This window comes from Pseudomonas sp. zfem005 (genome assembly GCF_032621735.1).
Taxonomy (GTDB): Bacteria; Pseudomonadota; Gammaproteobacteria; order Pseudomonadales; family Pseudomonadaceae; genus Metapseudomonas; species Metapseudomonas solani.
The window spans coordinates 152,486-177,057 of record NZ_JAVYJE010000010.1; the positions used below are offsets into that span (position 1 = coordinate 152,486).

The window sequence follows — 24,572 nt, forward strand, 5'->3', positions numbered from 1 at the left end:
ACCTGTCGAACCGCCCCGGCAGCCGCTGACGGGGCGGGGCCTTAGCATCGCGACTCCACTTAATGACGCAGCGCCGGGCTCGCCCCGGCGCCTGGAGATCGCGATGCTGTACAAGTTGCTGGTGTTCCTCCACCCCTTCATCCATGGCGTGGGGCGGCCCTTGGCGCTGCTCCTGCTGCTCGCCAGCATCGGCCTGGTGTTCTATGGCTGCTATGCCGAAAGCAGCCCGCGCATCTGGTGGTCGGCGGCCGGTTCTTTCTTCGCCTGCCTGGCGCTGACGCTGCTTTGCACCTTTCATAACTGGTGGCTGTTCAAGCTGCGGCCACGGGGCAGCATCTTCATGCCTTTCGAGTAGCGGCGCGGGTCGCTGACGGGGCGGTTTTCAGCGGCCCGCTATCCCCTGGCGTTATCGGCCACCATTCATGCCCGCCGCCTTTCCTTGTGGGGCGGGGCCGGGCTGCAGGAAACTCGGCCGATACCAAAAACTGCCCTGGAGTCCATTGCATGAGCGAGTCGATCCGTTTCGAAGACAAAGTGGTCATAGTCACCGGCGCCGGTGGCGGCCTGGGTCGCGCCCATGCGCTGTTGTTCGCCAAGCACGGCGCCAAGGTGGTGGTGAACGACCTGGGCGGCAGCACCCACGGTGAAGGCGCCAACGCCTCGGCTGCCGACCGCGTGGTGGCCGAGATCCGCGAAGCCGGCGGCACCGCCGTGGCCAACCATGATTCGGTCACCGACGGCGACAAGATCGTGCAGACCGCCCTCGACACCTTCGGCCGCATCGACGTGGTGGTGAACAACGCCGGCATCCTGCGCGACAAGACCTTCCACAAGATGGAAGACGCCGACTGGGAGCTGGTCTACAAGGTCCACGTCGAAGGCGCCTACAAGGTGACCCGCGCCGCCTGGCCGCACCTGCGCGAGCAAGGCTTCGGCCGGGTGATCTTCACCTCGTCCACTTCCGGCATCTACGGCAACTTCGGCCAGTCCAACTACGGCATGGCCAAGCTCGGCCTCTACGGCCTGACCCGCACCCTGGCCATCGAAGGCCGCAAGAACAACATCTTCGTCAACGCCATTGCCCCCACCGGCGGCACCCGCATGACCGAAGGCCTGATCCCGCCGCAGGTGTTCGAACAGCTCAAGCCCGAGCTGGTCAGCCCGCTGGTGGTCTACCTCGGCAGCGAGCAGTGCCAGGAAACCTCCGGCCTGTTCGAAGTGGGCGGCGGCTGGATCGGCAAGGTGCGCTGGGAGCGCAGCCTGGGCGCCGGCTTCGACCCGCGCGAAGGCTTCAGCGTCGAAGACGTGGCCGCCAGCTGGAAGCAGATCTGCGACTTCGAAGGCGCCGCCCACCCGGCGGACAACGTCGAAGCGCTGAAGGAAATGATGACCAACCTGCAGAAATACGTGGGCTGATCCCGCCAGACTCCTTGGGAGTTCCGCCAGTGGGCTGAACATCTCCCCGGGGACGCACTATGTTGAAGGCCGGCAATCTTGCCGGCCTTTTTCATGCCCGCGTTTCAACCCGAGGAGTCCCGATGAGCATCCGAGTCGAGAAGAACGGCCCCGTCACCACCCTGATCATCGACCGCCCGCAGGTGCGCAATGCCGTCGACCGGCCCACCGCTGAGGCGCTGGCCGACGCCCTGCGCACCTTCGAGGCTGATGACGCGGCGCGTGTGGCGGTGCTCACCGGCGCGGGCGGCACCTTCTGTGCGGGGGCGGACCTGGCGGCGGTGGCCGAGGATGGCGAGCGGCGCAACCGCCTGGAGGTGGACGGCGACGGGCCCATGGGGCCGAGCCGCATGCAGCTGGCCAAGCCGCTGATCGCCGCCATCGAAGGCTATGCCGTGGCCGGCGGCCTGGAACTGGCGCTGCTGGCGGATATGCGGGTGATGGCCGAGGACGCCGTGTGCGGGGTGTTCTGCCGACGCTTCGGCGTGCCGCTGATCGACGGCGGCACCGTGCGCCTGCCGCGCATCGTCGGCCAGGGCAGGGCGCTGGACCTGATCCTCACCGGCCGCCCCGTGCAGGCCGAGGAAGCACTGGCCATGGGCCTGGCCAACCGCGTGGTGCCATCCGGTACGGCGCGCGAGGAGGCGGAGCGGCTGGCCCTGCAGATCGCCGCCTTCCCGCAACGCTGCATGCTCGCCGACCGTGCCAGCGCCTACGCCCAGTGGCAGCTGCCGTTCGACGCGGCCATCGCCAACGAATTCGAAGGCGGGCTCGAGGTTATCCACAGCGGTGAAACCCGCACCGGCGCCCAGGCGTTCAGCGGCGGCAAGGGGCGCCACGGGCAGTTTTCGTGACGACGGGCCAGGGGCGCGAACCCATCCGCCGAACCCCGTCAGTGGAAATTCATTGGCTCTGTCTGCGTTAGCTGTTGTGGTTTTAATGCAAGCGCTCAAGCTCGGCCCTTTCCGGGCGGCCAAGGGTTCGTACCACCTCCACCGCATGGGTTTCGCTTCGCTCTACACCATCCTACGAAAGCCCGTGCGCACCACGTGGCGATGCGCTGGACGAAGAAAGGTGGGGCAGCCGCCAACGCCCCTCCAGGAGGCCGAACGCAGTCGTTGCGCCGGGGGACGAGCGGCATGGATGCCGCGAGAGGCGCGCCAGGCCATGGATGGCCCATCGCGCCGGCCCCCAGAGCAACGATGGAGTGAGGGAACCCCGGCGGGGCAAGCCCTTTTGGTTTCTTTTGGGGCGACTGCCAAAAGAGACTCGCCCGGGGGGGCGAAACCAGAAACATCACCAGAGCTCGGCAATCAGCTGGACTCAAATCCTCTAGCAACACTTAACGCAGACAGAGCCAATTCATTCGCCAAGCAGCCCGCAGGGCTGCCCCAGCGTGGCCTGGACGCTGCGTCGCCCCTGCGGGTCGGTGGGCGAATGAATTCGCCCCTACGGCGGCTCTGGAGGGTCCTATCAGCTCAAAACCCTAGGGTTACCCCCGCAAAACCCTGCCATTCCGGCCCTGTGCCGTTGTCCTGTCACAGAAGCGTCATCCGTGCTGCCTAGCGTCCGCTCCCAAGTTGCCGGGCCATTTGCTCGGCCTGGATTCCATCCTGGGGAGAGCATTCATGTACAAGCGCAGCACCGCCGCCCGGCTTGCGGGCTTCACCTTCAGCGCACTGACCCTGGCCGTGGCCAGCGTTGCCTGGGCTGCCGACGAGGGCGCGGCCGGCGCCACCGAGCACGTCGAGGTGGTCGGCCAGGCCGTGAGCATCGACAAGGCCCTGAAGGAGCAACGCGCCTCCGACAGCGTCGAGAGCGTGGTGCATGCCGATGGCGTCGCCCAGCTGCCGGACCAGAACGCCGCCGAAGCGGTGCAGCGCCTGCCTGGCGTTTCGGTGGAGCGCGACCAGGGCGAAGGCCGCTTCGTCAGCGTGCGCGGCCTGGGCCCGGACCTGAACAGCGTCACCATCAACGGCACCCTGGTGCCGGCCCCGGAAAGCGACCGCCGCGCCGTGGCCCTGGATGTGCTGCCCGCCGAGCTGGTGCAGTCGCTCACCGTGATCAAGACCCTCACCCCGGACATGGACGCCAACTCCCTCGGCGGCACCGTCGACGTGGAGAGCCTCTCCGCCTTCGACCACGAGGGCCTGTTCTACACCGGCAGCACCGAGGCCAGCTACGACGAGAACACCGACAAGACCAGCCCCAAGTTCTCCGGCGCCATCAGCGACCGCTTCAGCCTCGGCGACGGCATCGACAACTTCGGCGTGGCCGCCGCCCTGAGCTGGCAGGAGCGCAAGTTCGGCTCCGACAACGTCGAGACCGGCGGCGCCTGGGACTTCGAAGACGGCGCCCGCCTGGAGGAGCTGGAGCAGCGCGACTACGCCATCACCCGCGAGCGCGCCGGCGGCGGCCTCAACTTCGACTACAAGCCCGACGACGTTTCCAGCTACTACCTGCGCACCCTCTACAGCCGCTACAAGGACAGCGAGACGCGCAACGCCGCCGGCATCGAATTCGATGACGCGCGCCTGCCGGGCGAGACCGGTGACGGCGAGGGCTACCGCGAGCTGAAGGACCGCGAGGAAACCCAGGAGATCCAGTCCTACGTCTTCGGCGGCGAACGCATGATGGGCCTCTGGACCCTGAGCGGGCAGGCCGGCTACAGCCAATCCAGCGAAGACAGCCCCGGCCACATCGCCGGTGCCACCTTCGAAGGCACCCGCGACTTCACCGGCACCGGCTTCGACGACAGCAAGAAGCCGCGCCTGAACGTCGAGAACGGCTTCTACGACCCGGCCAACTTCGCTCTCGACCAGGTCGACTGGGAGAAGCAGAACACCGAAGACACCGAGAAGAACATCCGCCTCGACCTGGCCCGCGACTACGACCTCTCCGGTTACGCCGCCCAGGTCAAGTTCGGCGGCAAGCTCAGCCGCCGCGACAAGACCAACGACCTGGAAGCCTGGACCTACGAGGACCTGGATAACTTCTTCAGCGACGAACAGCTCAACCTCGGTCAGTTCCAGAAGGGCAACGTGCACTACGCCCTCGACCGCTTCGGCCCCGGCATCAGCGCCAGCGCCATCAAGGGGCTGCTCGGCCAGCTCAACGCCGCCGACTTCTACAACGAGGAAGAGTCGCGGGTGAACGACTTCGACATGAGCGAAGACATCAACGCCGCCTACCTCATGAACACCCTGGACGTGGACGACTGGCGCTTCATCGCCGGTATGCGCTACGAGGGCACCGAGTTCGAAGCCAAGGGCACCGGCATCCGCGATGGCGACTACGAGAGCATCGAGCGCAAGCGCGACTACCACCACTGGCTGCCCGGCCTGCACGCCCGTTACCAGATCGACAAGGACACCCAGCTGCGCGCCGCCTGGACCAAGTCCGTGGTGCGCCCGACCTTCGGCCAACTGGCCCCGGGCTTCGTCATCGACGGCGACGAAGCCAGCTTCGGCAACCCCGACCTGTCGCCCCTGGAGTCGACCAACTACGACTTCGGCATCGAGCACTACCTGGGCCGCGCCGGGGTGGTTTCGGCCTTCGTCTTCTACAAGGACATCCAGAATTTCGTCTACAACACCGACCTGGCCGGCACCGGCGACTGGGCGACCTTCGACGAAGCCAACACCTTCGCCAACGGCGACAGCGCCAAGCTCTACGGCCTGGAACTGGCCTACTCGCAGAAATTCGACTGGCTGCCCGCCCCCTGGAACGGCTTGCTGCTGGGCGCCAACGCCACCTTCAGCCGCTCCGACGCCAGCATCGAGGGTTTCGACCAGGCCAGCGGCCGCACCCTCAAGCGCGACATCGACCTGCCCAACCAGTCCGACACCGTCGGCAACCTGATGCTCGGTTGGGAGAACGACAAGCTCAGCCTGCGCCTCTCGGCCAACTACAAGTCCGACTACCTCTACGAAGTGGCTCCCGTGGGCGACCGCCAGCACGACCTGCACGTGGATGCGCAGACCTTCGTCGACTTCAGCGCCCGCTACTTCCTGACCAAGGAGCTGCAACTGTCCTTCGAGGCGCAGAACCTCACCGACGAGAGCTACTACGTCTACACCGGCAGCCGCAGCTACAACGCCCAGTACGAGGAATACGGCCCGACCTACACCCTCGGCCTGACCTTCACCCACTTCTGATCGCCGCGCCCTCCCCGCCAGGGGAGGGCCGTTCCCCCGTATCGCCTGGAACCGCCCGATGACCCACACCCGCACCCGCAATCCCCTGCTGCTCGCGGCCCTGCTCGGCCTGGCCGCCTGCCAGCCGCAGCCGGCCGCCGAAGCCCAGGCCCCGCAACTGGCCCTCAGCCCCTGGGGCGCCTCGGCCAAGGTCAAGGCCGAAGACCTGCGCCAGCTGCCCGGCTCCGCCATGCGCCTGGCCGCCAGCGAGCGCAACGGCCTGCTCCTGCTGGACGGCGAAGGCCAGGAGCTGGCGCGCCTGCCCGGCTCCTTCTCCAGCCTCGACCTGCGCAGCGCTGGCCCCAAGGGCCTGATCGCCGCCAGCCTCGACAACGCCACCCAGCAGGCCACCCTGGTGGGCCTGGATACCGACACCCATCGCTGGGGCCGGCCGCTGCAGCTGCCGGCCCGTGACTACGCCGTCGCCGGGCTCTGCCTGTACCGTGACGACGCCCGCAACCTCTACCTGTTCCTGGTGGGCGAAGACGGCCACGGCGAGCAGTGGCTGGTGGGTGCCGGTGAGCGCCTCAACGCCGAGGCCCGCCACGTGCGCGGCCTGGCCCTGCCGCCGGCCGCCGAGTACTGCCAGGTGGACGACGCCGCCAACCGCCTGTTCGTCAACGAAGAGAACGTCGGCCTCTGGGCCTACCCGGCCCACCCGGAAGCCGACAGCGCCCGCGTGCCGGTGGACCTGGTCGCCCCCTTCGGCGGCCTGGCGAAAAGCGCCGGTGCCATGGCCGTGGTCCCCGGCGGCCTGCTGGCGCTGGACCCTGCCGCCGCCCGCCTGCATCTCTACCAGCAGCAGGGCGAGGCCTGGAACGCGGTGGCCAGCCTGCCGCTGGCCGGTCTGGAAGAGCCCGAGCGCATCGCCGTCGCCGCCAGTGCCCAGGGCACCGACCTGCTGGTGCAGGACGACGCCAGCGGTCGCCTGTACCAGGGCCGCCTGGACTGGCAGGCGCAGCCCGTGGCCCTGCCGCCGGTACTGCCCAGCGTCGCCGCCCTGCGCCAGAGCGAGCCGGTGGGCCGCCAGGGCGACGCGGCGGACGACCCGGCCATCTGGGTCAACCCCAGCGACCCGGCCGCCAGCCGCGTGCTCGGCACCAACAAGAAGCAGGGCCTGCTGGTCTACGGCCTCGACGGCCAACTGCTGCAGGAGCTGCCGGTGGGCCGCCTGAACAACGTCGACGTGCGCCCCGGCTTTGCCCTCGGCGGCCAGCGGGTCGACCTGGCGGTGGCCAGCAACCGCGATACCAACAGCCTCAGCCTGTTCGCCATCGACCGCGCCACGGGCGAGGTGAAGCCGGCCGGCCAGGTGCGCACCCCGCTCAAGGAGATCTACGGCATCTGCCTGTTCCAGCCGGCCTCCGGCGAGCTCTATGCCTTCGTCAACGGCAAGGACGGGCGCTTCCTGCAGTACCGCCTGGACGGCGCCAGCGGCGAGGCGAGCGGGCAGCTGGTGCGCGAGTTCCGCGTCGAGAGCCAGCCCGAGGGTTGCGTCGCCGACGACCAGCGCCAGCGCCTGTTCATCGGTGAGGAAGACGTCGGCGTCTGGGCCCTGGACGCCCGCGCCGAAGCCCCCGCCGACCTGCATTCGGTGATGAAGGTGGGCGAGACGCTGCACGCCGACGTCGAGGGCTTGGGCCTGTACCAGAGCGACGCCCACGACTACCTGGTGATCTCCAGCCAGGGCAACGACAGCTACGTGGTGCTCGACGCCGAGCCGCCCTTCGCCCTGCGCGGTGCCTTCCGCGTCGGCCTCAACGCCGCGGCCGGCATCGACGGCGCCTCGGAGACCGACGGCCTGGAAGTCACCTCCGCCAACCTCGGCGGCCCCTGGAACCAGGGAATGCTGGTGGTGCAGGACGGCCGCAAGCGCATGCCCGAGCAGACCCAGAACTTCAAGTTCGTGCCCTGGGCCGAGGTGGCCCGGACCCTGGGCCTGCACTGAGCTGTCATCAACCCGTCATCGCCGCGTAATCGAATAGGGCCCTGCGGGGCCCGGCAACACGAGGAACCAACCATGCACGCAACATTGGAACAGATGACCGTCTGGGGCCTGATCAGCGACGCCAGCCTGCTGGTGAAAGGGGTGATGGCAATCCTGCTGTTCGCCTCCCTGTTCAGCTGGTACCTGATCGTCCAGCGCGGCGCCCTGCTGGCGCGCATCGAGCGCCAGGTCAAGGCCTTCCAGGCGCGCTTCCGTGGCACCGCCGATCTCACCCAGCTGCAGCGCCGCGACGACGCGGACGAGGACGCCGCCCTGGAGCGCATTTTCCAGGCTGGCTACCAGGAATTCGCCCAGCTGCGCCGCGAGCCGGGCATCGTCCCGGAGAGGGTGGTGGACGGCGTCGAGCGCGCCCTCTACGTCGCCATCGCCGAGCAGGAAGAGCGCCTGGAGAAGGGCCTCACCTTCCTCGCCACCGTCGGTTCGGTCAGCCCCTACATCGGCCTGTTCGGCACCGTGTGGGGGATCATGAACTCCTTCATCGGCCTGTCCCAGGTGCAGCAGGCGACCCTCTCCACCGTCGCCCCGGGCATCGCCGAAGCCCTGATCGCCACCGCCATCGGCCTGTTCGCCGCTATTCCCGCGGTGATCGCCTATAACCGCTTCTCGGCCCGCGCCCAGGGCCTGGTGGCGCGCTACTACGCCTTCGGCAACGAACTGCAGGGCCGCCTGCAACGCCGCCTGGCCGGCGCCAACCCCATCGCCGCCGCGGCCTGAGGTGCAGCATGCTCGTCCGTCCCCAGCGCAAGCACGGCCCCAAGGCCGAAATGAACGTGGTGCCCTACATCGACGTGATGCTGGTGCTGCTGGTGATCTTCATGGTCACCGCGCCGATGCTTACCCAGGGCGTGAAGATCGAACTGCCCAAGGTGGCCAGCGAGGCGCTGCCCCGTGACAGCCAGCAGCGCATCCTCACCCTCTCGGTGAAGGCCGACGGCGGCTACTACTGGAACCTGGGCACGGAGCTGGACACCGAAAGCCAGACCGACAGCGCCGTGGCCCTGGAGGAAATGACCGCCAAGGTCGGCGCGTTGATCGCCGAACGCGGCGACACCCAGGTGTACATCCGCGCCGACCAGGACGCCGGCTACGGCAAGGTGGTGGCTGCCATGGCCGCGCTGCAGCAGGGCGGGGTGGCCAACCTGGGGCTGATCACCGAGGCGCCGCAATGAGCGGGATGGTCATGAGCGATGCGCCTCTTTCCCGTCTGTCGCTGCCCAGTGCCCGCGCCTGGCGCAACGCCTTCGCTGCCGGCTGCGCCCTGGCCCTGCACCTGGGCGTGCTGGCGCTGCTGATGGCCGGCTGGGCCCCCGAGCGCCCCGCCGAACCCGCCCTGCGGGTGCTCACCACCCAACTGATCAGTCTGCCTGCGCCAGCCCCCGAACCGGCCCCCGCGCCGGTGCAGCCGGCTGTCGCGGAAGCCGCCCCGGTGGAACCGCTACCGACGCCCGTCGAGCCGGTGCCGCCGCAGGTGGACCCGCGAATCGAGCAGCGCAAGCTGGAACAGGCCGCCCTGGCCCACAAGCGCGTGGAAGAACAGAAGCGCCAGGAGCAGGTGCAGCAGGAAACCCGGCGCCGCGAGCAGCAGCGCCTGGAAGCAGAGCGCGTTGCTGCGGCTGCCGAGCAACAGCGCCAGCTCGATCTTGCCCGCCAGGCGGAACAGCAGCGCCTGGCCGCCGAGCGTGCCCGCCAGGCCGAAGCCGCCGCCAACAGCCGCCAGTACCTGCCCATCGCCAAGGAGGCGCCGGACTATCCCCAGCGCGCCCTCGACAAGGGCATCCAGGGCGATTGCACGGTGGAGTACCGGGTCAACCCGCAAGGCCGCGTCGAGGACCCGCAGGTGGTGGGCGACTGTCACCCGCTGTTCATCCGCCCGTCACTGGTCGCGGCGCAGACTTTCCGCTACCAGCCGCGCCTCGAGAACGGCCAACCCGTGACCGTGCCCGGAGTGCGCAACACCTTCCACTACCGCATCGAACGCTGAGCGCGGAGCGCCGGCGCATAACCAGAAGAGAACCGTGATGACCCAGGATTTCGACGCCTTCCACGCCGCCCTCGCCGCTCATGACGACGTGGCCATCAACCCCAGCGGCAACCGCAGCCTGGACCGGATGGTGGACGCCGGCCGCCGCAACGTCCTCAAGGGCGGCCTGGCCATGGCCGCCCTGGGTTTCTTCGGTGGCGGCATCAGCGCCTGCCGCGCGGTGGCCGACGGCGGCCTGCTGGGCTTCAAGGGCGTGCCCCAGCAGTTCGATGCGAAGTTCGACAAGGTGATAGTCGCCGACGGCTACAGCGCCACGCCGTTCTTCTCCTGGGGCGATGCGGTGCTGGCTGATGCGCCGGCCTTCAAGGGCGACGCCAGCGAAACCTGGGAAGACCAGCTCAAGCAGGCCGGCGACAACCACGACGGCATGCACTTCTTCCCCTTCCCGGATGCACCCAACGACCACGGCCTGCTGGTGATCAACCACGAGTACATCAACCCCACGCTGCACAGCGCCGGCATCGTCTTCGTCGAGGGCAAGCGCAAGGCGGAGGACGTGAAGAAGGAGCAGGCGGCCCATGGCGTCAGCGTCATCGAGGTGAAGAAGGACGGCGACGGCCACTGGCAGCGGGTCGCCGGCTCGCGTTACAACCGCCGCATCTCCACCCTCACGCCCATGCAGCTCACCGGCCCGCTGGCCGGCCACGCCGCCATGAAGACCGCTTCCGACCCCAGCGGCCTGGAGGTGATCGGCACCCTCAACAACTGCTCCATGGGCGTGACCCCCTGGGGCACCTACCTCGCCTGCGAGGAGAACTGGCACAACTACTTCATCAACCGCGACCCGGCCGACTACGCCCAGCGCGTGTCCCACAAGCGCTACGGCATCGCCAAGGAAGGGGTGAGCAAGAACTACGGCTGGGAAACCGCCGACGCCCGCTTCGACGCCACGCCCTACCGCGACCAGCCCCACGACGGCCATGTGCAGGAACCCAACCGCTTCGGCTGGGTGGTGGAGATCGACCCCTTCGACCCCACCAGCAAGCCGAAGAAGCGCACCGCCGTCGGCCGCTTCTGCCGCGAGTGCTCCACCCTGTCCCTCGGCAAGGACGGGCGCATGGCCTACTACTACGGCGACGACACCAAGGGCGAGTACATCTACAAGTTCGTGCCCAGCGGCCGCTTCGATGCCGCCAACCCCAAGGCCGCCCGCGACCTGCTGGACGACGGCACCCTCTACGTTGCCCGCTTCGACGATGACGGCAAGGGCCAGTGGCTGGCCCTGGTGCACGGGCAGAACGGCCTCACCGCCGAGAACGGCTTCGCCAGCCAGGCCGAGGTGCTGCTCAACGCCCGCGCCGCCGGCGACATACTCGGCGCAACGCCCATGGACCGCCCCGAGTGGGTGGCCGCGCACCCGGAGACCCGAGAGGTCTACGTCACCCTTACCAACAACGACGACCGGGGTAGCAAGAAGCCGGTGAACGCCGCCAACCCGCGCCCGCACAACCTGCACGGGCAGATCCTGCGCTGGAACGAGGCGGGTGGCGATCCCACCGCCACTGCGTTCCAGTGGGAGATCTTCCTCCTCGCCGGCGAGCCCCAGGGTGCCAAGGACGACAAGGGCCAGGCGGTGCCGGCCAACCTGATCGGCACCATCAACGGCGACGCCTTCTCCTCCCCGGACGGCCTGGCCTTCGACCCCGCCGGCCGCCTGTGGATCGAGACCGACTTCGACGACATCGAACCGGCCATGGCCCGCATCGGCTGCAACCAGCTGCTCTGCGCCGACCCCAAGACCCGCGAAGTGCGTCGCTTCCTGGTCGGCCCGCGTGGCTGCGAACTCACCGGCATCACCTTCACCCCGGACGGCCGCAGCATGTGGGTCAACATCCAGCACCCCGGCATCAGCTACCCCGCCAGCGACGGCAAAAGCCGCCCGCGCTCCACCACCGTGCTCATCACCAAGAACGACGGCGGCGTGATCGGCAGTTGATGCACGCGATGATGGACCGCTCTTCGTAGGTTGGCGCCGAGCGCAGCGAGGCCCAACGATGCGGGCTCGACTCCGCGCGTTGGGCCTCGTACCTCGGCCCAACCTACGGGGGTGCATGACGCCGGCTCTCGTAGGAGCGAGCTCTGCTCGCGAAGCTTGGCGACGCCGAGGTGGCGGGTTTCACCCGCCCTACAAGGGGCCCGRAACCTCCGCTGCCGGGCCGCTCTTCGTAGGTTGGCGCCGAGCGCAGCGATGCCCAACGATGCGGGCTCGACTCCGCGCGTTGGGCTTCGTACCTCAGCCCAACCTACGGGGTGCATGACGCCGGCTCTCGTAGGTCGGGTGGAACCCGACGCTCCGCTATGGCTTCGGCGGCCGCCTGTGCACGCCGGCCAGCACCTTGTCGGCGAAGGCGGCGGGGCTGCGTACTTCGAGGTAATGCACCTGCTCGCCATCGGGGATGAAGAACACCTGGTAGGGCTTGCCGTCCTGGCTGGTGCGCCAGGCGAAGAGCTCGATGCCGTCGATGCGGTAGGGCGTGAGGCTGGCCTTGTCGCCGCACAGGTCCATGGCCTGGCGCATGGCGAACACCCATTCCCGGGCCTCGGGCGTGGCGGCGCTGTCATCGCCGAACAGCAGGCGCACCTGTTGCGCCGGGGTGCCCAGGCCGGCATTGCCCAGCTCCTGCTGCGTCATCGGATGGTGGGCGAGGCTGTGGCCGTCGGGGTAGCGGGCGATCAGCAGATCACCGCTGTGCAGCAGCAGCTCGGGCTGCTCCACCAGGCCCAGTTGCAGTTTCTCCTTGCCCGCCAGCACCAGCGGCAGGCCCGTCGCCTTGGCGGCGGTCAGTTCCTGGTGCGGGGCAGGGCGATAGTCGCAGCCCTGGGCCAGGGCGTTCGAGCCAATCACCAGCAGGGCCAGCGGCAGCAGGCGTTTCATCGTCGTCATCCATGCGTCTGTGAGGCGGCGAGCTTAGCAGCGCAGCGGAACCCCGGGTGCGCCACCGTTCTCGTGCTCAAGCCGAGTGGTACAGGGCGGCCAGTTCATCGGCGAAGGCTTCGAAGGCGGTCCGCACCGGCTGGCTCGGCTACCCATCGGATGCGGCATTCAGTCGCGCCTTCAGCGTTTCAACGGCATGGCGCCAGGGGGGCGAGGCGGCGCCTGGCGACCAGCGGTATGGCCTGAAACCCGCACAAGGATTGATACAGGGAGGGTTGGCGCTGGTGGCGCCGTGCCATACTTTCGCCAAGTCGGCTTTGTATGGGCGATCCCCTGGAAGCTGTTTACCTGAGGGTGCGGGAGGTGAGGTCAGGGATGGATAAGGTCCAGCTGTTGCTCAGCCACTACGCCGAGAGCCGTTACACGCGGCAGCTCAACAAAGGCTTTGGATGGCTGCGTTTCGAGCCCGAACTGGAGGCGGAGTACCGCATCTCCAATTACCGGGCCTTTCGCAACACGCGCATCGGAGCCATTTCGATCCTGCTGCTGGCGCTGCTGTTTTTTCTCGGTGTCGATGTCTTCTACGCCCTGCGCCATTACGACGCGACGCTGACCCCGGCGATCTTCGCCATGCGCCTGGTGGCCCTGGCCGGGATCATGCTCTCGGCCACCATGGTGCTGCAGGGCAACGACCGCAGTGCCGGGGCCTTCTGGGTGCCCTGCGCGATATTCGTCATCAGCGCCACGACGCTGGCCAGCACCATCCTCTACATGCAGGTGCTGGACGACGTGGGCATGCCGTTCAACATCGACGGCATGATCCTGGTGCTGATCGCCATCTTCTTTCCCGTGGGCTACAGCTACTGGGGGTCGGTGGTGTGCGCGGTGATCACCTTCATCGCCATGCTGGTGCTGATCCCGCTCTACCTGCCGGAAGGCTACCTCGACGACTTCGTCGCGCTGTCCATCTACCCGCTGGTCGCCATGTGCTTCACCGGCATGTCGCGCTACTTCCAGGAGTCGGCCACGCGGCGCCAGTTCCTCACCCGCGCGGCGCTCAAGGAGCTGGCCGACAGCGACAGCCTGACCGGCCTGTGCAACCGGCGCATGTTCGAGATCCTGCTGGATCGTTCCCTGCGTGAAAGCCAGCGCGAGCGCCATTGCCTGGGGCTGATGCTGGTGGATGTGGATTTCTTCAAACGCTACAACGACCTCTACGGCCACCCGGCCGGGGATGCGGTGCTCAAGGCGGTGGCCGAGGCCCTGCAGAGCACGCCCCGGCGCTCCCTGGACTTCGCCGCGCGGCTTGGTGGCGAGGAGTTCGCCCTGGTGTTCTGCGACCTGGTGCCGGTGTTCGCCGAGCGGGTGGCGGAAGAGGTGCGCCGGCGCATCGAGGGGTTGGCCATTCCCCATGAGGGCTCCAGCATCGGCCCGGTGCTGACCGTCAGCGTCGGCATGGCCCTGAGCCAGCCCGGCGACACCCGTGACAGCCTCTACAAACGGGCGGACGAGGCGCTCTACACCTCGAAAGGGGAGGGCCGCAACCGCGCGACCCTGGCCGCCGAAGTGGGCTGAGCCCCTCGGGTGATGTTTTTTTCATCCTTCCTTCACCGCGTTTTCACTCCTTCCCGGTCACTCTCGCCTCGCGCTGGGCAGACCGGGTCCGTGTCCGCGCAGAGGGTTGCATCCATCAGGCAGCCACATCCGTGCGGGCCCCGGGAGTCGTGATGAATAAATTGCCCCAGATCACCCTGGCCTTCTGGATCATGAAGATCTGCGCCACCACCCTGGGCGAGACCGCCGGGGACCTGCTGTCGATGACCCTGGACGTCGGCTACGCCATCAGCTCGCTGATCCTCATCAGCGCCTTCTTCGCCACCCTGCTCACGCCGCTGGCGAGCAAGCGCTACAACCCGCTGGTGTACTGGGCGGTGATCCTCTCCACCAGCACCGCCGGCACCACCATGTCGGACTTCATGGACCGCACCCTGGGCCTGGGCTATGCCACCGGCTCGGCGATCCTGGTGGGCATCCTGCTGTGCATCTTCGCGCTGTGGCGGGTCACCGAGGGGTCGCTGTCGGTGGACCGCATCCGTTCGCGGCGCGGCGAGCTGTTCTACTGGGGCGCGATCCTCTTTTCCAACACCCTGGGCACGGCGCTGGGCGACTTCCTCGCCGATGACTCCGGGCTCGGCTTCGCCGGTGGTGCCTTGCTGATCGGCGGTGCCCTGGCGCTGGTGGTGGCGGCCCATTACTTCACGCGCATCTCCACCGTGCTGCTGTTCTGGCTGGCCTTCGTGCTGACCCGGCCCTTCGGTGCGACCCTGGGCGACGTGCTGACCAAGACCCACGAGAAGGGCGGGCTGGACTTCGGCACCGTCGGCTCCTCCCTGGTGCTCGGTGGCGTGCTGCTGGTGCTGGTGGTGTACGCGACCTGGGTGCAGCGCCAGCGCGCCGCCTATGCGGGGCTGACGCTGGTGCGCACGCCTCAGCGATAGGCCGAGGCGGCGAGGGCGCGGGCGAGGCTCATGTCGTCGGCGCTCGCCGTCGCCGGTTGTCGGTGCAGCTCCTGCAGGGCGCGCTCCAGCTGCGCGCCACGGATGCGCCCATCGCTGGCGACGAAGGCCATCGCATCATCCCGCGCCTGGGCCTGGATGCCCGGCTGGCGCTCTTCCTGGCTGAGGTTGCTGGTCGTGGCCGGCGCGAAGGTGATGGCCGCGCTGCTGCTGAGCAGCCAGGAGCCGGAGCCTTCGTCGGCCAGCGCGGCGGCTGGCAGGGCCAGCAGCGCGAGGCAGAGCGGGAGTGTCGGGCGCATGGTTCGTCCTTGAGGCTAGGGGTCAGGGCAGGGTCTTCAGGGCCGCGCAGCTGGCTTCGTAGCGCTGGCCACAGGCGGCCTGGTAGAGGCGCCGGGCCTGGTCCGGGTCCCGTGGCACGCCCTGTTCGCCCTTGAGGTAGAGGCTGCCGAGCACATGCTGGGCCATCGGGTTGCCGGTGGCGGCGGACTGGTTGAGGTACTGCAGCATCGCTTGCTGGTTGGCGTAGGCCGGGTCGTTACGCCCGGTGTAGAGGTAGGCGAGGCTCACCGCCGCCATGGCGTGGCCCTTGTCGGCGGCACGCTTCCACCAGAACTCCGCCTGCTTGAGGTCGGCGGGCTTGGCCACGAAGAAGTGGCTGCCCAGCTGGAACTGCGCTTCCAGGTCGCCGCGCTCGGCGTTGGTGCGCAGCAGTTCCAGGGGCGTGGGCTGGTCCTGCACCTGGTTGGGCAGGCGCTGCGGCGGCGCCTCGGGCTTGGGCTGGTCATGGCTGCAGCCGGCCAGCAGGGCCAGGGCGCAGAGCGCTGCCAGGGTTGTCGCTTTCATCCGTTCACTCCTGCCGCCGCGAGGGCTCGCGGCTCGATGGTTCTTACCGGCTTATCGGACAACAGCTTTTGCCTCGGGTGCAACGCCATCCTGTGAGCCGGTCGTGATCATCGGCATCTCGCCGCTTGGCTTTGTGAAATTTCAGTGCTAGATTTTCATGAAATTTATCAATAAGAATTTCATGAGGCTCGCATGTTCAAGCAATCCGCCCAGCATGTCGGCACCTTCTACGCCGCCACCTACCCCGGTTCCATTCCGCTGCGCCCGCGCCTGCAGGGCAGCCTGGACAGCGAGGTGCTGATCATCGGCGCCGGCTTCAGCGGCCTGCACACTGCGTTGCGCCTGGCCCTGGCCGGCAAGCGCGTGGTGCTGCTGGAAGCCAGCCGGGTGGCCTGGGCCGCGTCCGGGCGTAATGGCGGGCAGGCGCTGCTGGGCTGGTCGTGCGACATGCCGCCGCTGGAAAAGGCCCTGGGGCAGGAGCGCACCCGCCGCCTGTGGGACAGCATGCGCTGGGCGGCCGGCGAGATGCGCGAGCTGCCGCAGCGCCACGGCTTCGATGTCGACTACCGCGTCGGCAGCCTGTGGACGGCGGTGCTGGAGCGCCGCGTCGAACTGCTGCGCGAGGCCCAGCGCGACGCCGAGCAGAAGTGGGGCTATGACGCCATGCGCCTGATCGAGCGCGACGAGCTGCCGGAGTGGATCGCCAGCCCGCGCTACAAGGCGGCGCTCTATGACCCGGAAGCCGCCCACCTCAACCCGCTGAAGCTGGCCCAGGGCCTGGCCGCCGCCATCGAAGCCGCCGGCGGGCGCATCTTCGAACAGAGCCAGGTGCTGGAGTACCGCGAAACGCCGGCCGGCTACGTGGCGCGCACCCCCGAAGGCGAGGTGCGTGGCGATGTGCTGGTGCTGGCCTGCAACGCCTATGTCGACGGCCTCGACCGCCAGCTGTCCTCGCGCCTGCTGCCGGTGGGCTCCTACCAGGTGGCCACCGCGCCCCTGGACCCGGAGCTGGCGCGCTCGCTGTTGCCGAACAACAGCTGCGTGATCGACAACCAGTTCGTGCCCGACTACTTCCGCCTCACCCCCGACCACCGCCTGCTGTTCGGTGGCGGCTGCACCTACCTGGGCGGCCTGCCCAAGGACGTGCCGGCGGCCACCCGGCCCTACCTGGAAAGGGTGTTCCCGCAGCTCAAGGGCGTGCCGATCGACTACGGCTGGGGCGGCCACATCGACGTGACCATGAAGCGCACCCCGGACATCGGTCGCCAGGGCCAGCGCTACTGGCTGCAGGGCTTCTCCGGCCACGGCGTGCTGCCGACCCTGGCCGGCGCCCGCGCGGTGGCCGACGCCATCCTCGGCGACGAACAGCTGCTGGCGCTCTACCAGGGCCTCGACAACCCGCGCTTCCCCGGCGGCTCGCTGCTGGCCGCACCGCTGGAAGCCGCCGGCAAAGCCTGGTATCGCTTGCGCGACCTGGCCTGACGCCGGAACCGAAGGAGATTCGACATGGACATGCAAGACGAGATCGAAGGCCTCGCGATCCTCATCCGCGACCTGCGCAAGCACAAGAACCTGACCCTGGGCGAACTGGCCGCGCGCATCGACCGCTCGGTGGGCTTCCTCTCCCAGGTGGAGCGCGGCCTGTCGCGCCCGACCGTGGCCGACCTCACGGCCATCAGCGAGGCCCTGGGCGTGCCCACCACCTACTTCTACAGCCTCAGCAAGCCCCGCGAGGTGCGCTGGGTGACCCGCCCCGGCGAGCGCCGCACGCTCTACTACGCCGGCGGCATCACCGACGTGCTGGCCTCGCCGAACATGTCGGCCGGCTTCTCCATGCTCGAAAGCCACCTGGAGCCCGGCGCCACCAGCGGCGAAGGCCACCTGGACGACAGCTCCGAGCAGGGCGGCTTCGTGCTCGAAGGCGAGCTGAGCATCTGGCTCGACGACGCCGAGGAACCGGTGGTGCTGCAGCCCAACGACAGCTTCCAGCTGCCGGCCCATGCGCAGTTCCGCTACGCCAACCTTTCCGATAAACCAACGCGGGTCCTATGGGTATTCACCTGAAATCCGGCCATAACCTGCTGCGCTCGGCCAGGCTGCGTTGAAACCAGGCTCGGACTGCTCATTTACGGCTCGTAAACTCCGCGTCCTCGCCTGATTTCGCCTTGCCCGTCCTTCGCTCGCGACGGTTCTGATCCGAATTTCCCCGCAACTCCCTGTGTGCGAAGGACAAGAAGAAATGAATACGCAACATCCCGACCTGCTCGCCGAAGTGCGTGCCTTCCGTGCCCGGTACCCGGAGATCCGCTACGTGGACCTGATCTGCCTGGACATCCCCGGGCACTTCTACGGCAAGCGCTACCCGGTGGAGATGCTGGAGAAGGTCGCCGCCGGCGGCCCGCTGAAGCTGCCGCAGAACTGCGTGCTGCTGGGCACCCAGGGCGGGCTGTACCCCATCGGTGACTACTGCTTCGCCGACGGCGACCCGGATGCGCCACGGCGCCTGGTGCCCGGCACGTTGAAGCCGGTGTGCTGGGAGCGCCAGCCGCTGGGGCAGATGCTGATCACCTCCGACGGCACCGAGGCGCCCATCGAGTTCGAACCGCGCGAGGTGCTGGCCCGTGTGCTGCAGCGCCTGGCGCGCCGTGGCATCCGCCCGGTGGTGGCGTTCGAGCTGGAGTTCTACCTGTTCGACCGCACACTCAAGAACGGCCTGCCGCAGTTCCCCCGCGACGCCCTGTGCGACGACGAGGACGACCAGCCGAACATGCACATCGAGCGCCTGTCGCGTTTCTCCACCGTGCTCCACGAGATGGTCGAGGCGGCCAACCAGCAAGGCGTGGCGGCCAACGTCATCACCGCCGAGCTGGGCCCGGGGCAGTTCGAGATCAACTTCGGCCACTGTGACGACGGCCTGCAGGCCGCCGACTGGGCCGCCCTGTTCTGCCGCAGCACCCGGGGCGTGGCGCTCAAGCACGGCCACCGCGCCAGCTTCATGAGCAAGCCCTACCTGGACGCGCCGGGCAGTGGCATGCACGTGCACGTCAGCCTCTACGACGAGACCGGTGCCAACCTGCTCGACGCCGACGGCCAGCGCCCCCTGCGCCATGCCGTGGCTGGCTGCCTGGAGCTGCTGCCCGACTGCATGCCGATCTTCGCCGCCAACCACAACGCCTTCCGCCGCTACGGCGCCATGGTCAACGCTGCCAGCCGCGCCAGCTGGGGCTTCGAAGACCGCGATGCATGCATCCGCATCCCCGAATCCGACGGCCGCAACCTGCGCATCGAGCACCGCCTGGCCGGCGCCGACGCCAACCCCTACCTGGTGCTGGCGTCCATCCTCACCGGCATGGAACACGGCCTCGACGCCGCGAAAGAGCCCATCCCCCCGCTCAACGAAGACCGCTCCAGCGGCATCGACTTCCCCACCGACATGCCCGCCGCCGTCACCGCCATGCGCCAGAGCGCCCCGGTTAACGAAGGCCTGGGCAGCGAATTCGTGATGGTCTATTGCGAGAACAAGCGCCAGGAGTACCTCGACTTCATCAACGAAGTCAGCGCGCGGGAATATCGGTGGTACATGTAGCTGGAAGCTGGAAGCTGGAAGCTGGAAGTGTCCTGCGTAGGGTGGGTAGAGCGTAGCGAAACCCACGCGGTCGGCGTTCGGTACGACGCCTGATGGTGGGGCGTTAAAGCGTGGTCCAGCCGCTTGAGTGCCGTGCCTCCCCGGCCTGCGAAAGCGGCACAGCCTCTGGGCTTCCAGCTTCCAGCTAAATCAACTTCAAGCTCCGCCGAAGGCGGCCACCAGATCTTCGACGAACGCCTGCTGCGCTTCGCTGGGTTCCCGGCCGCGGTGGTGGGTGAGGCGGAATTCCACGTCGAAGCCCAGGCGCTCGGGGAGCAGGGCGCGCAGTTGCCCGCGTGCCTCCCAGGGCGCGGCGATGTGGCGGGGGAGGTAGCCGATGTGGGCGCCGGAGAGGATCAGCGCCAGGGTGCCTTCCACCTGTTCGGTGACCGCGCTGCTGGCGGCGGACTGGAAGGGCTCGGCCTCGCCGATGAAGCGGTAGGGGTGCAGCACCCGGTCGCAGTGGCGCAGGTCGTCCTCGGTCACCCGTGTGCGGTCGAACAGCGGGTGCCCGGCGCCGCAGAACAGCAGTTGCTCCTCGACGAACAGCGGCCGATGCTCCAGCGCCTGCTGGTTGCCGGAGAAGTAGCCGATGGCCAGGTGCAGCTGGTCCTGCAGCAGGCGCCGCTCCAGTTCGGCGGGCATGGCGCTGAGCAGCTCGATGCGCACCGCCTGGCGGCGCGAGCGGAAGCGGCGGATGGCGTCGGCCAGGCGTTGCATCACGGCATCGTCGAGGGCTTCGGAGAGGCCGATGCGCAGCTCGCCCAGGAGCATGTCGGCCATGCCCCGCGCCTCGCCCTTGAAGGTCTCGATGGCGCCGAACAGCCGCCGCGTGGCCGCCAGCACCTGCTCGCCCTTGGGCGTGAGGCGGAAGCCGGCCTTGCCGCGCTCGCACAGGCGAAAGCCCAGGCGCGTCTCCAGCTTGGCCATCTGCGTGCTGATGGTGGATTGGCCCACCCCCAGCGCGCCCTGGGCGGCGCTGAAGCCGCCGCTTTCGACCACGGTGACGAACAGCCTGAGCAGTTGCAGGTCCAGGTCCTGGAGTTGGGCGAGCATGGGGTCCTCCAAACATCGATAGCGAGCGATGCCAAAGTAGAACACTTCATATTTATCCGAAGCAAAGCCCGGCGCAGGATCGCCCCATCACCGCTCCGGGAGCTTTCGCCATGCGCCTTTCCCTGTTGTTCGCCCTGCTCGCCGCCTGTGTCCTGCCCGCCCATGGGCAGGACCGGGAGCTGAACCTCTACAGCTGGTCCGCCTACATCCCGCCCCAGGCGCTGGAGCGCTTCAAGGCCGAGACCGGCATCCGGGTTAAGTACGACATCTTCGACAGCGCCGAGGCCCTCGACGCCAAGCTGATGACCGGCGGCAGCGGCTATGACGTGGTGTTCCCCGCCAGCAGCGGCCTGGCGCGGGCGATCAAGGCCAATGCGGTGCAGCCGGTGCAGCGCGAGCAGTTGCACCACTACGCCAACCTCGACCCGCAGCTGCTGGCCAAGCTCGCCAGCGTCGACCCCGGCAACCGCTTCGGCGTGCCCTACACCTGGGGCACCATCGGCCTGGGGCTGAACCGCGACGCGGTGCAGAAACGCATCCCCGATGCACCGCTGAACAGCCTCGACCTGCTGTTCAAGCCCGAGTACGCCAGCCGCCTGAAGGACTGCGGCATCGCCGTGATCGACTCGCCCCAGGAGGTCATAAGCGTGGCCCTGCACTACCTCGGCAAGGACCCGTACAGCACCGCCAGGGCCGACCTCGCGGCGGTCCATGAACTGCTCACCGCGTTGCAGCCGAACCTGCGCTACGTCGGCGCCGGCAAGCACATCAACGACCTGGCCAAGGGCGAGATCTGCCTGGCGCTGACCTACAACGGCGACGCCGCCATCGCCGCCGAGCAGGCCCGCGAGGCGAAGATGCCCTTCGAGGTGATCTACCGCATCCCCCGCGAGGGCACGCTGATCTGGTTCGACACCCTGGCCATCCCCGCCGACGCGCCGCACCCCCAGGCGGCCCATGCCTTCATCGACTGGATGCTGCGCCCCGAGGCCATCGCCGAGCTGACCAACAGCCAGTTCTTCGCCAACGCCAACAAGGCCGCGACGCCACTGCTGGACCCGGCGGTGGCCAACGACCCGGACATCTACCCGCCCCAGGCCGTGCGCGACCGCCTGTTCGGCGAGCAGGAACTGACCCTCAAGCAGCAGCGCGAGCGCACCCGCATCTGGACCCGCTTCCGCACCCAGTACTGAACCCGCGCAGACGGGAAACACCCCACCGATGGAGCCCGATGACATGGAACACGCTTTCGACAACGACCAGGCCATCACCCGCCCGAGCCTGCTGGGCACGGCCGCCGAAGCCACCTACGCCGGCATCACCAGCTTCATGCGCCGGCGCTACAGCCGCGACCTCGCCGGCGTCGACCTGGTGGTGAGCGGGGTGCCCTTCGACACCGCCACCACCAACCGCCCCGGCAGCCGCTTCGGGCCCCGCGCCATCCGCGCCGCCTCGGTGCAGATGGCCTGGGCGCGGCATTTCCCCTGGGAGTTCGACCCCTTCGACCACCTGGCGGTGATCGACTACGGCGACTGCGCCTTCGACCACGGCACGCCGCAGCACACGCCGGAGGCGATCCAGGCTCACGCGGCGCACATCCTCGAGGCCGGCGCGGCGATGCTCACCCTGGGCGGCGACCACTTCATCAGCTACCCGCTGCTCAAGGCCCATGCGGCCAAGCACGGGCCGCTGTCGCTGATCCACTTCGACGCCCACAGCGACACCTGGCCGGATGAAGAAGGCCAGCGCATCGACCACGGCACTATGTTCTACCACGCCGCCCGCGAGGGCCTGGTGGACCCGGCGCGCTCGGTGCAGATCGGCCTGCGCACCACCAACGACGACGTGATGGGCTTCCAGGTGCTGGACGCCCGCGAGGTGCACCGCCACACCCCCGAGCAGATCGCCGAGCGCATCCGCGCGCGGGTGGGGGACAACCCGGTGTACCTGACCTTCGACATCGACTGCCTCGACCCGGCCTTCGCCCCCGGCACCGGCACCCCGGTGTGCGGCGGGCTTTCCAGCCACCAGGCGCTGGAAATCCTCCGCGGCCTGCGCGGCATCAACCTGGTGGGCATGGACGTGGTGGAGGTGGCGCCGCCCTACGACAACGCCGAGGTCACCGCCCTGGCCGGCGCGACCCTGGCGATGGAAATGATCTGCCTCTATGCCGCGCGGCATAAGTTGGGGGAGCGCTGAAGCGCCGAGACGCTTCTGTAGGATGGGTCGGGCGGCGTTCCGCGAGGTACGAAACCCATCATTGCGGACTACACCGGCAGCATGGGTTTCGCTTCGCTCTACCCATCCTACGAGCTGTGTAAAAAGACGCGGGCCCAGGGCGGGCCCGCGTTTCACGCACAACCTTCAGGCTTCGCCGATCATCCCGCGCAGGCCGATGCGCGCCTCGCCGAACAGGCGCACGTCCATCAGCTTCAGGGCGCGGACGATGGGGCGGAAATCCATGCGCTCGATGATGTCGCGCTCGACGTCGATGCCCGGGGCGATCTCGATCAGCTCCAGGCCTTCGGTGGTCAGGCGGAACACGCAGCGCTCGGTGACGTAGAGCACCGGCTTGCCGGCTTCGGCGGCGAGGCGGCCGGCGAAGGTGCGGTGCTCCACCTCGCGGACGAACTTGCGCAGCGCGCCGTCCTGCACGATGCGCAGGGCGCCGTTCTCGATGCGGATGTCCTGCGGGCCGGCGCTGAAGGTGCCGACGAAGACCACCGCCTTGGCGTTCTGGCTGATGTTGATGAAGCCCCCGGCGCCGGCCAGGCGCGTGCCGAACTTCGACACGTTGAGGTTGCCCGCCGCATCCGCCTGGGCCAGGCCGAGGAAGGCGAGGTCCAGGCCGCCGCCGTCGTAGAAGTCGAACTGGTAGGGCTGGTCGATCAGCGCGCTGTGGTTGCAGGCCGCGCCGAAGTCCAGGCCCGAGGCCGGCACGCCGCCGATCACCCCGGGCTCGGCGGTGAGGGTGAGCAAGTCGATCACCCCTTCTTCCGCCGCCACCGCCGCCACGCCCTCGGGCATGCCGATGCCCAGGTTCACCACCGCGCCGGGCTTGAGTTCCAGCGCGGCGCGGCGGGCGATGAGCTTGCGCAGGTCCAGCGGCATCGGCGGCAGGCTGCCCTCGGGCACCCGCACCTCGGCGGCGAAGGCCGGGTTGTAGGCGGTGGCGAAGGTCTGCTGGTGATGCTCCGGCGCGGCGACCACCACGCAGTCGACGAGGATGCCGGGGATCTTCACCTGGCGCGGGTTGAGCGAGCCACGGGCGACCACCCGTTCCACCTGGGCGATGACCAGCCCGCCGGAATTGCGCGCGGCCATGGCGATGGCCAGGCTCTCGATGGTCAGCGCCTCGCGCTCCATGGTCAGGTTGCCGTCCTCGTCGGCGCTGGTGGCGCGGACCACCCCGACGTGGATGGGGAAGGCCTTGTAGAAGAGGTAGTCCTCGCCGTCGAGGGGCATGCGCCGCACCAGCTCCTCGGTGGTGCGCGCGTTGAGCTTGCCGCCGCCGTGCTCGGGGTCGACGAAGGTGCCGAGGCCCACCCGCGACAGCTGCCCCGGCTTGCCGGCGGCGATGTCGCGGAACAACTGGGAGATCACCCCCTGGGGCAGGTTGTAGGCCTCGATGCGGTTCTCCACCGCCAGCTTCTGCAACCCGGGCACCAGGCCCCAGTGGCCGCCGATGACGCGGCGTACCAGCCCCTCGTGGGCCAGGTGGTTGAGGCCCCGGCCCTTGCCGTCGCCCTGGCCGGCGGCGTAGACCAGCGTCAGGTCGCGCGGCGCCTGCTCGGCCTGGAAGCGTTGTTCCAGGGCGATGGCGATGGCCTCGGCAAAACCGATGCCGACGAAGCCGCCGGTGGCCAGGTGGGCGTTGTCGGGGATACGCGCCACCGCCTCGGCGGCGCTCATCACTTTGCTCATGTCGTACCTCGAGCCTTGAATTGGGGGCTGCAT

The 24,572-nt window shown here is 68.5% G+C and carries 21 protein-coding genes; 16 read left to right on the forward strand and 5 right to left on the reverse strand.

Features of this window, described 5'->3' with window-relative positions:
- Positions 1-103 precede the first annotated feature (103 nt).
- The 9 genes from RTW82_RS22505 to RTW82_RS22545 all read left to right on the forward strand — a co-directional run bounded on the left by RTW82_RS22505 (position 104) and on the right by RTW82_RS22545 (position 11,636).
- On the forward strand, positions 104-355 hold the full coding sequence (locus tag RTW82_RS22505) for a hypothetical protein (protein ID WP_021217019.1): 252 nt from the start codon (positions 104-106) through the stop codon (positions 353-355).
- Between the two features lie 149 nt (positions 356-504).
- Positions 505-1,416, forward strand: coding sequence for an SDR family oxidoreductase (locus RTW82_RS22510; protein WP_271658965.1), 912 nt, complete (start codon positions 505-507; stop codon positions 1,414-1,416).
- A 122-nt stretch (positions 1,417-1,538) separates the two neighbouring features.
- Entirely contained in the window at positions 1,539-2,309 is a 771-nt protein-coding gene (locus tag RTW82_RS22515) for a crotonase/enoyl-CoA hydratase family protein (RefSeq protein WP_316926528.1), read from the forward strand.
- A 774-nt stretch (positions 2,310-3,083) separates the two neighbouring features.
- Positions 3,084-5,612, forward strand: a complete 2,529-nt coding sequence (locus RTW82_RS22520; protein ID WP_316926529.1) for a TonB-dependent receptor — start codon at positions 3,084-3,086, stop codon at positions 5,610-5,612.
- A gap of 58 nt (positions 5,613-5,670) precedes the next feature.
- Positions 5,671-7,599 carry a phytase gene (locus tag RTW82_RS22525; protein ID WP_316926530.1) on the forward strand — a complete coding sequence of 643 codons (1,929 nt, stop codon included), beginning with the start codon at positions 5,671-5,673 and terminating at the stop codon, positions 7,597-7,599.
- A gap of 72 nt (positions 7,600-7,671) precedes the next feature.
- Positions 7,672-8,373, forward strand: coding sequence for a protein TolQ (gene tolQ, locus RTW82_RS22530; RefSeq protein ID WP_316926531.1), 702 nt, complete (start codon positions 7,672-7,674; stop codon positions 8,371-8,373).
- A gap of 8 nt (positions 8,374-8,381) precedes the next feature.
- The gene (gene tolR, locus RTW82_RS22535) at positions 8,382-8,828 is read left to right on the forward strand and encodes a protein TolR (RefSeq protein ID WP_021221553.1); all 447 of its coding nucleotides are present in this window, start codon (positions 8,382-8,384) and stop codon (positions 8,826-8,828) included.
- A complete protein-coding gene (locus RTW82_RS22540) occupies positions 8,825-9,640 on the forward strand; it encodes a TonB family protein (RefSeq protein WP_316926532.1) in 816 nt (271 codons plus the stop codon). The genes tolR and RTW82_RS22540 overlap by 4 nt, the downstream gene beginning before the upstream one ends.
- A 37-nt stretch (positions 9,641-9,677) precedes the next feature.
- Positions 9,678-11,636: a PhoX family phosphatase gene (locus RTW82_RS22545; RefSeq protein ID WP_316926533.1), complete on the forward strand. Its 1,959-nt coding sequence runs from the start codon at positions 9,678-9,680 to the stop codon at positions 11,634-11,636.
- A gap of 360 nt (positions 11,637-11,996) precedes the next feature.
- Here the strand turns inward: RTW82_RS22545 and RTW82_RS22550 are convergent, their stop codons facing one another.
- The gene (locus RTW82_RS22550) at positions 11,997-12,575 is read right to left on the reverse strand and encodes a hypothetical protein (RefSeq protein ID WP_316926534.1); all 579 of its coding nucleotides are present in this window, start codon (positions 12,573-12,575) and stop codon (positions 11,997-11,999) included.
- Positions 12,576-12,950: 375 nt separating this feature from the next.
- On the opposite strand from RTW82_RS22550, the gene RTW82_RS22555 reads away from it, so the two are divergent.
- The gene (locus RTW82_RS22555) at positions 12,951-14,150 is read left to right on the forward strand and encodes a GGDEF domain-containing protein (protein WP_184488524.1); all 1,200 of its coding nucleotides are present in this window, start codon (positions 12,951-12,953) and stop codon (positions 14,148-14,150) included.
- Positions 14,151-14,302: 152 nt separating this feature from the next.
- Positions 14,303-15,073, forward strand: a complete 771-nt coding sequence (locus tag RTW82_RS22560) for a hypothetical protein (RefSeq protein ID WP_316926535.1) — start codon at positions 14,303-14,305, stop codon at positions 15,071-15,073.
- Here RTW82_RS22560 and RTW82_RS22565 read toward each other — a convergent pair.
- A complete protein-coding gene (locus tag RTW82_RS22565; protein ID WP_021221559.1) occupies positions 15,064-15,390 on the reverse strand; it encodes a DUF2388 domain-containing protein in 327 nt (108 codons plus the stop codon). The two genes, RTW82_RS22560 and RTW82_RS22565, sit on opposite strands and share 10 nt — an antisense overlap.
- Before the next feature lie 22 nt (positions 15,391-15,412).
- A complete protein-coding gene (locus tag RTW82_RS22570) occupies positions 15,413-15,934 on the reverse strand; it encodes a tetratricopeptide repeat protein (RefSeq protein WP_263402829.1) in 522 nt (173 codons plus the stop codon).
- A gap of 192 nt (positions 15,935-16,126) precedes the next feature.
- Here RTW82_RS22570 and RTW82_RS22575 point away from each other — a divergent pair, with 192 nt between their 5' ends.
- The 3 genes from RTW82_RS22575 to RTW82_RS22585 all read left to right on the forward strand — a co-directional run bounded on the left by RTW82_RS22575 (position 16,127) and on the right by RTW82_RS22585 (position 19,520).
- Positions 16,127-17,416 carry an FAD-binding oxidoreductase gene (locus RTW82_RS22575; protein WP_316926536.1) on the forward strand — a complete coding sequence of 430 codons (1,290 nt, stop codon included), beginning with the start codon at positions 16,127-16,129 and terminating at the stop codon, positions 17,414-17,416.
- A 24-nt stretch (positions 17,417-17,440) separates the two neighbouring features.
- Positions 17,441-17,998 carry a helix-turn-helix domain-containing protein gene (locus RTW82_RS22580; RefSeq protein WP_236209745.1) on the forward strand — a complete coding sequence of 186 codons (558 nt, stop codon included), beginning with the start codon at positions 17,441-17,443 and terminating at the stop codon, positions 17,996-17,998.
- Between the two features lie 175 nt (positions 17,999-18,173).
- Entirely contained in the window at positions 18,174-19,520 is a 1,347-nt protein-coding gene (locus RTW82_RS22585) for a glutamine synthetase family protein (RefSeq protein ID WP_316926537.1), read from the forward strand.
- Between the two features lie 195 nt (positions 19,521-19,715).
- On the opposite strand, the gene RTW82_RS22590 is transcribed toward RTW82_RS22585, so the two are convergent.
- Complete coding sequence (locus tag RTW82_RS22590) at positions 19,716-20,615, reverse strand: LysR family transcriptional regulator (RefSeq protein WP_316926538.1); 900 nt, start codon at positions 20,613-20,615, stop codon at positions 19,716-19,718.
- A gap of 110 nt (positions 20,616-20,725) precedes the next feature.
- Here RTW82_RS22590 and RTW82_RS22595 point away from each other — a divergent pair, with 110 nt between their 5' ends.
- Both RTW82_RS22595 and speB read left to right on the forward strand, forming a co-directional pair.
- Entirely contained in the window at positions 20,726-21,808 is a 1,083-nt protein-coding gene (locus RTW82_RS22595) for a polyamine ABC transporter substrate-binding protein (protein ID WP_316926539.1), read from the forward strand.
- A 43-nt stretch (positions 21,809-21,851) separates the two neighbouring features.
- Complete coding sequence (gene speB, locus RTW82_RS22600) at positions 21,852-22,814, forward strand: agmatinase (protein ID WP_316926540.1); 963 nt, start codon at positions 21,852-21,854, stop codon at positions 22,812-22,814.
- Positions 22,815-22,979: 165 nt separating this feature from the next.
- Here the strand turns inward: speB and RTW82_RS22605 are convergent, their stop codons facing one another.
- Positions 22,980-24,539: an acyl CoA:acetate/3-ketoacid CoA transferase gene (locus RTW82_RS22605; protein ID WP_316926541.1), complete on the reverse strand. Its 1,560-nt coding sequence runs from the start codon at positions 24,537-24,539 to the stop codon at positions 22,980-22,982.
- Between the last annotated feature and the right edge of the window lie 33 nt (positions 24,540-24,572).

Coding starts and splice junctions, on each gene's coding strand:
- RTW82_RS22505 (WP_021217019.1), top strand. CDS start 104: ATGCTGTACAAGTTGCTGGTGTTCCTCCACCCCTTCATCCATGGCGTG.
- RTW82_RS22510 (WP_271658965.1), top strand. CDS start 505: ATGAGCGAGTCGATCCGTTTCGAAGACAAAGTGGTCATAGTCACCGGC.
- RTW82_RS22515 (WP_316926528.1), top strand. CDS start 1,539: ATGAGCATCCGAGTCGAGAAGAACGGCCCCGTCACCACCCTGATCATC.
- RTW82_RS22520 (WP_316926529.1), top strand. CDS start 3,084: ATGTACAAGCGCAGCACCGCCGCCCGGCTTGCGGGCTTCACCTTCAGC.
- RTW82_RS22525 (WP_316926530.1), top strand. CDS start 5,671: ATGACCCACACCCGCACCCGCAATCCCCTGCTGCTCGCGGCCCTGCTC.
- tolQ (WP_316926531.1), top strand. CDS start 7,672: ATGCACGCAACATTGGAACAGATGACCGTCTGGGGCCTGATCAGCGAC.
- tolR (WP_021221553.1), top strand. CDS start 8,382: ATGCTCGTCCGTCCCCAGCGCAAGCACGGCCCCAAGGCCGAAATGAAC.
- RTW82_RS22540 (WP_316926532.1), top strand. CDS start 8,825: ATGAGCGGGATGGTCATGAGCGATGCGCCTCTTTCCCGTCTGTCGCTG.
- RTW82_RS22545 (WP_316926533.1), top strand. CDS start 9,678: ATGACCCAGGATTTCGACGCCTTCCACGCCGCCCTCGCCGCTCATGAC.
- RTW82_RS22550 (WP_316926534.1), bottom strand. CDS start 12,575: ATGAAACGCCTGCTGCCGCTGGCCCTGCTGGTGATTGGCTCGAACGCC.
- RTW82_RS22555 (WP_184488524.1), top strand. CDS start 12,951: ATGGATAAGGTCCAGCTGTTGCTCAGCCACTACGCCGAGAGCCGTTAC.
- RTW82_RS22560 (WP_316926535.1), top strand. CDS start 14,303: ATGAATAAATTGCCCCAGATCACCCTGGCCTTCTGGATCATGAAGATC.
- RTW82_RS22565 (WP_021221559.1), bottom strand. CDS start 15,390: ATGCGCCCGACACTCCCGCTCTGCCTCGCGCTGCTGGCCCTGCCAGCC.
- RTW82_RS22570 (WP_263402829.1), bottom strand. CDS start 15,934: ATGAAAGCGACAACCCTGGCAGCGCTCTGCGCCCTGGCCCTGCTGGCC.
- RTW82_RS22575 (WP_316926536.1), top strand. CDS start 16,127: ATGTTCAAGCAATCCGCCCAGCATGTCGGCACCTTCTACGCCGCCACC.
- RTW82_RS22580 (WP_236209745.1), top strand. CDS start 17,441: ATGGACATGCAAGACGAGATCGAAGGCCTCGCGATCCTCATCCGCGAC.
- RTW82_RS22585 (WP_316926537.1), top strand. CDS start 18,174: ATGAATACGCAACATCCCGACCTGCTCGCCGAAGTGCGTGCCTTCCGT.
- RTW82_RS22590 (WP_316926538.1), bottom strand. CDS start 20,615: ATGCTCGCCCAACTCCAGGACCTGGACCTGCAACTGCTCAGGCTGTTC.
- RTW82_RS22595 (WP_316926539.1), top strand. CDS start 20,726: ATGCGCCTTTCCCTGTTGTTCGCCCTGCTCGCCGCCTGTGTCCTGCCC.
- speB (WP_316926540.1), top strand. CDS start 21,852: ATGGAACACGCTTTCGACAACGACCAGGCCATCACCCGCCCGAGCCTG.
- RTW82_RS22605 (WP_316926541.1), bottom strand. CDS start 24,539: ATGAGCAAAGTGATGAGCGCCGCCGAGGCGGTGGCGCGTATCCCCGAC.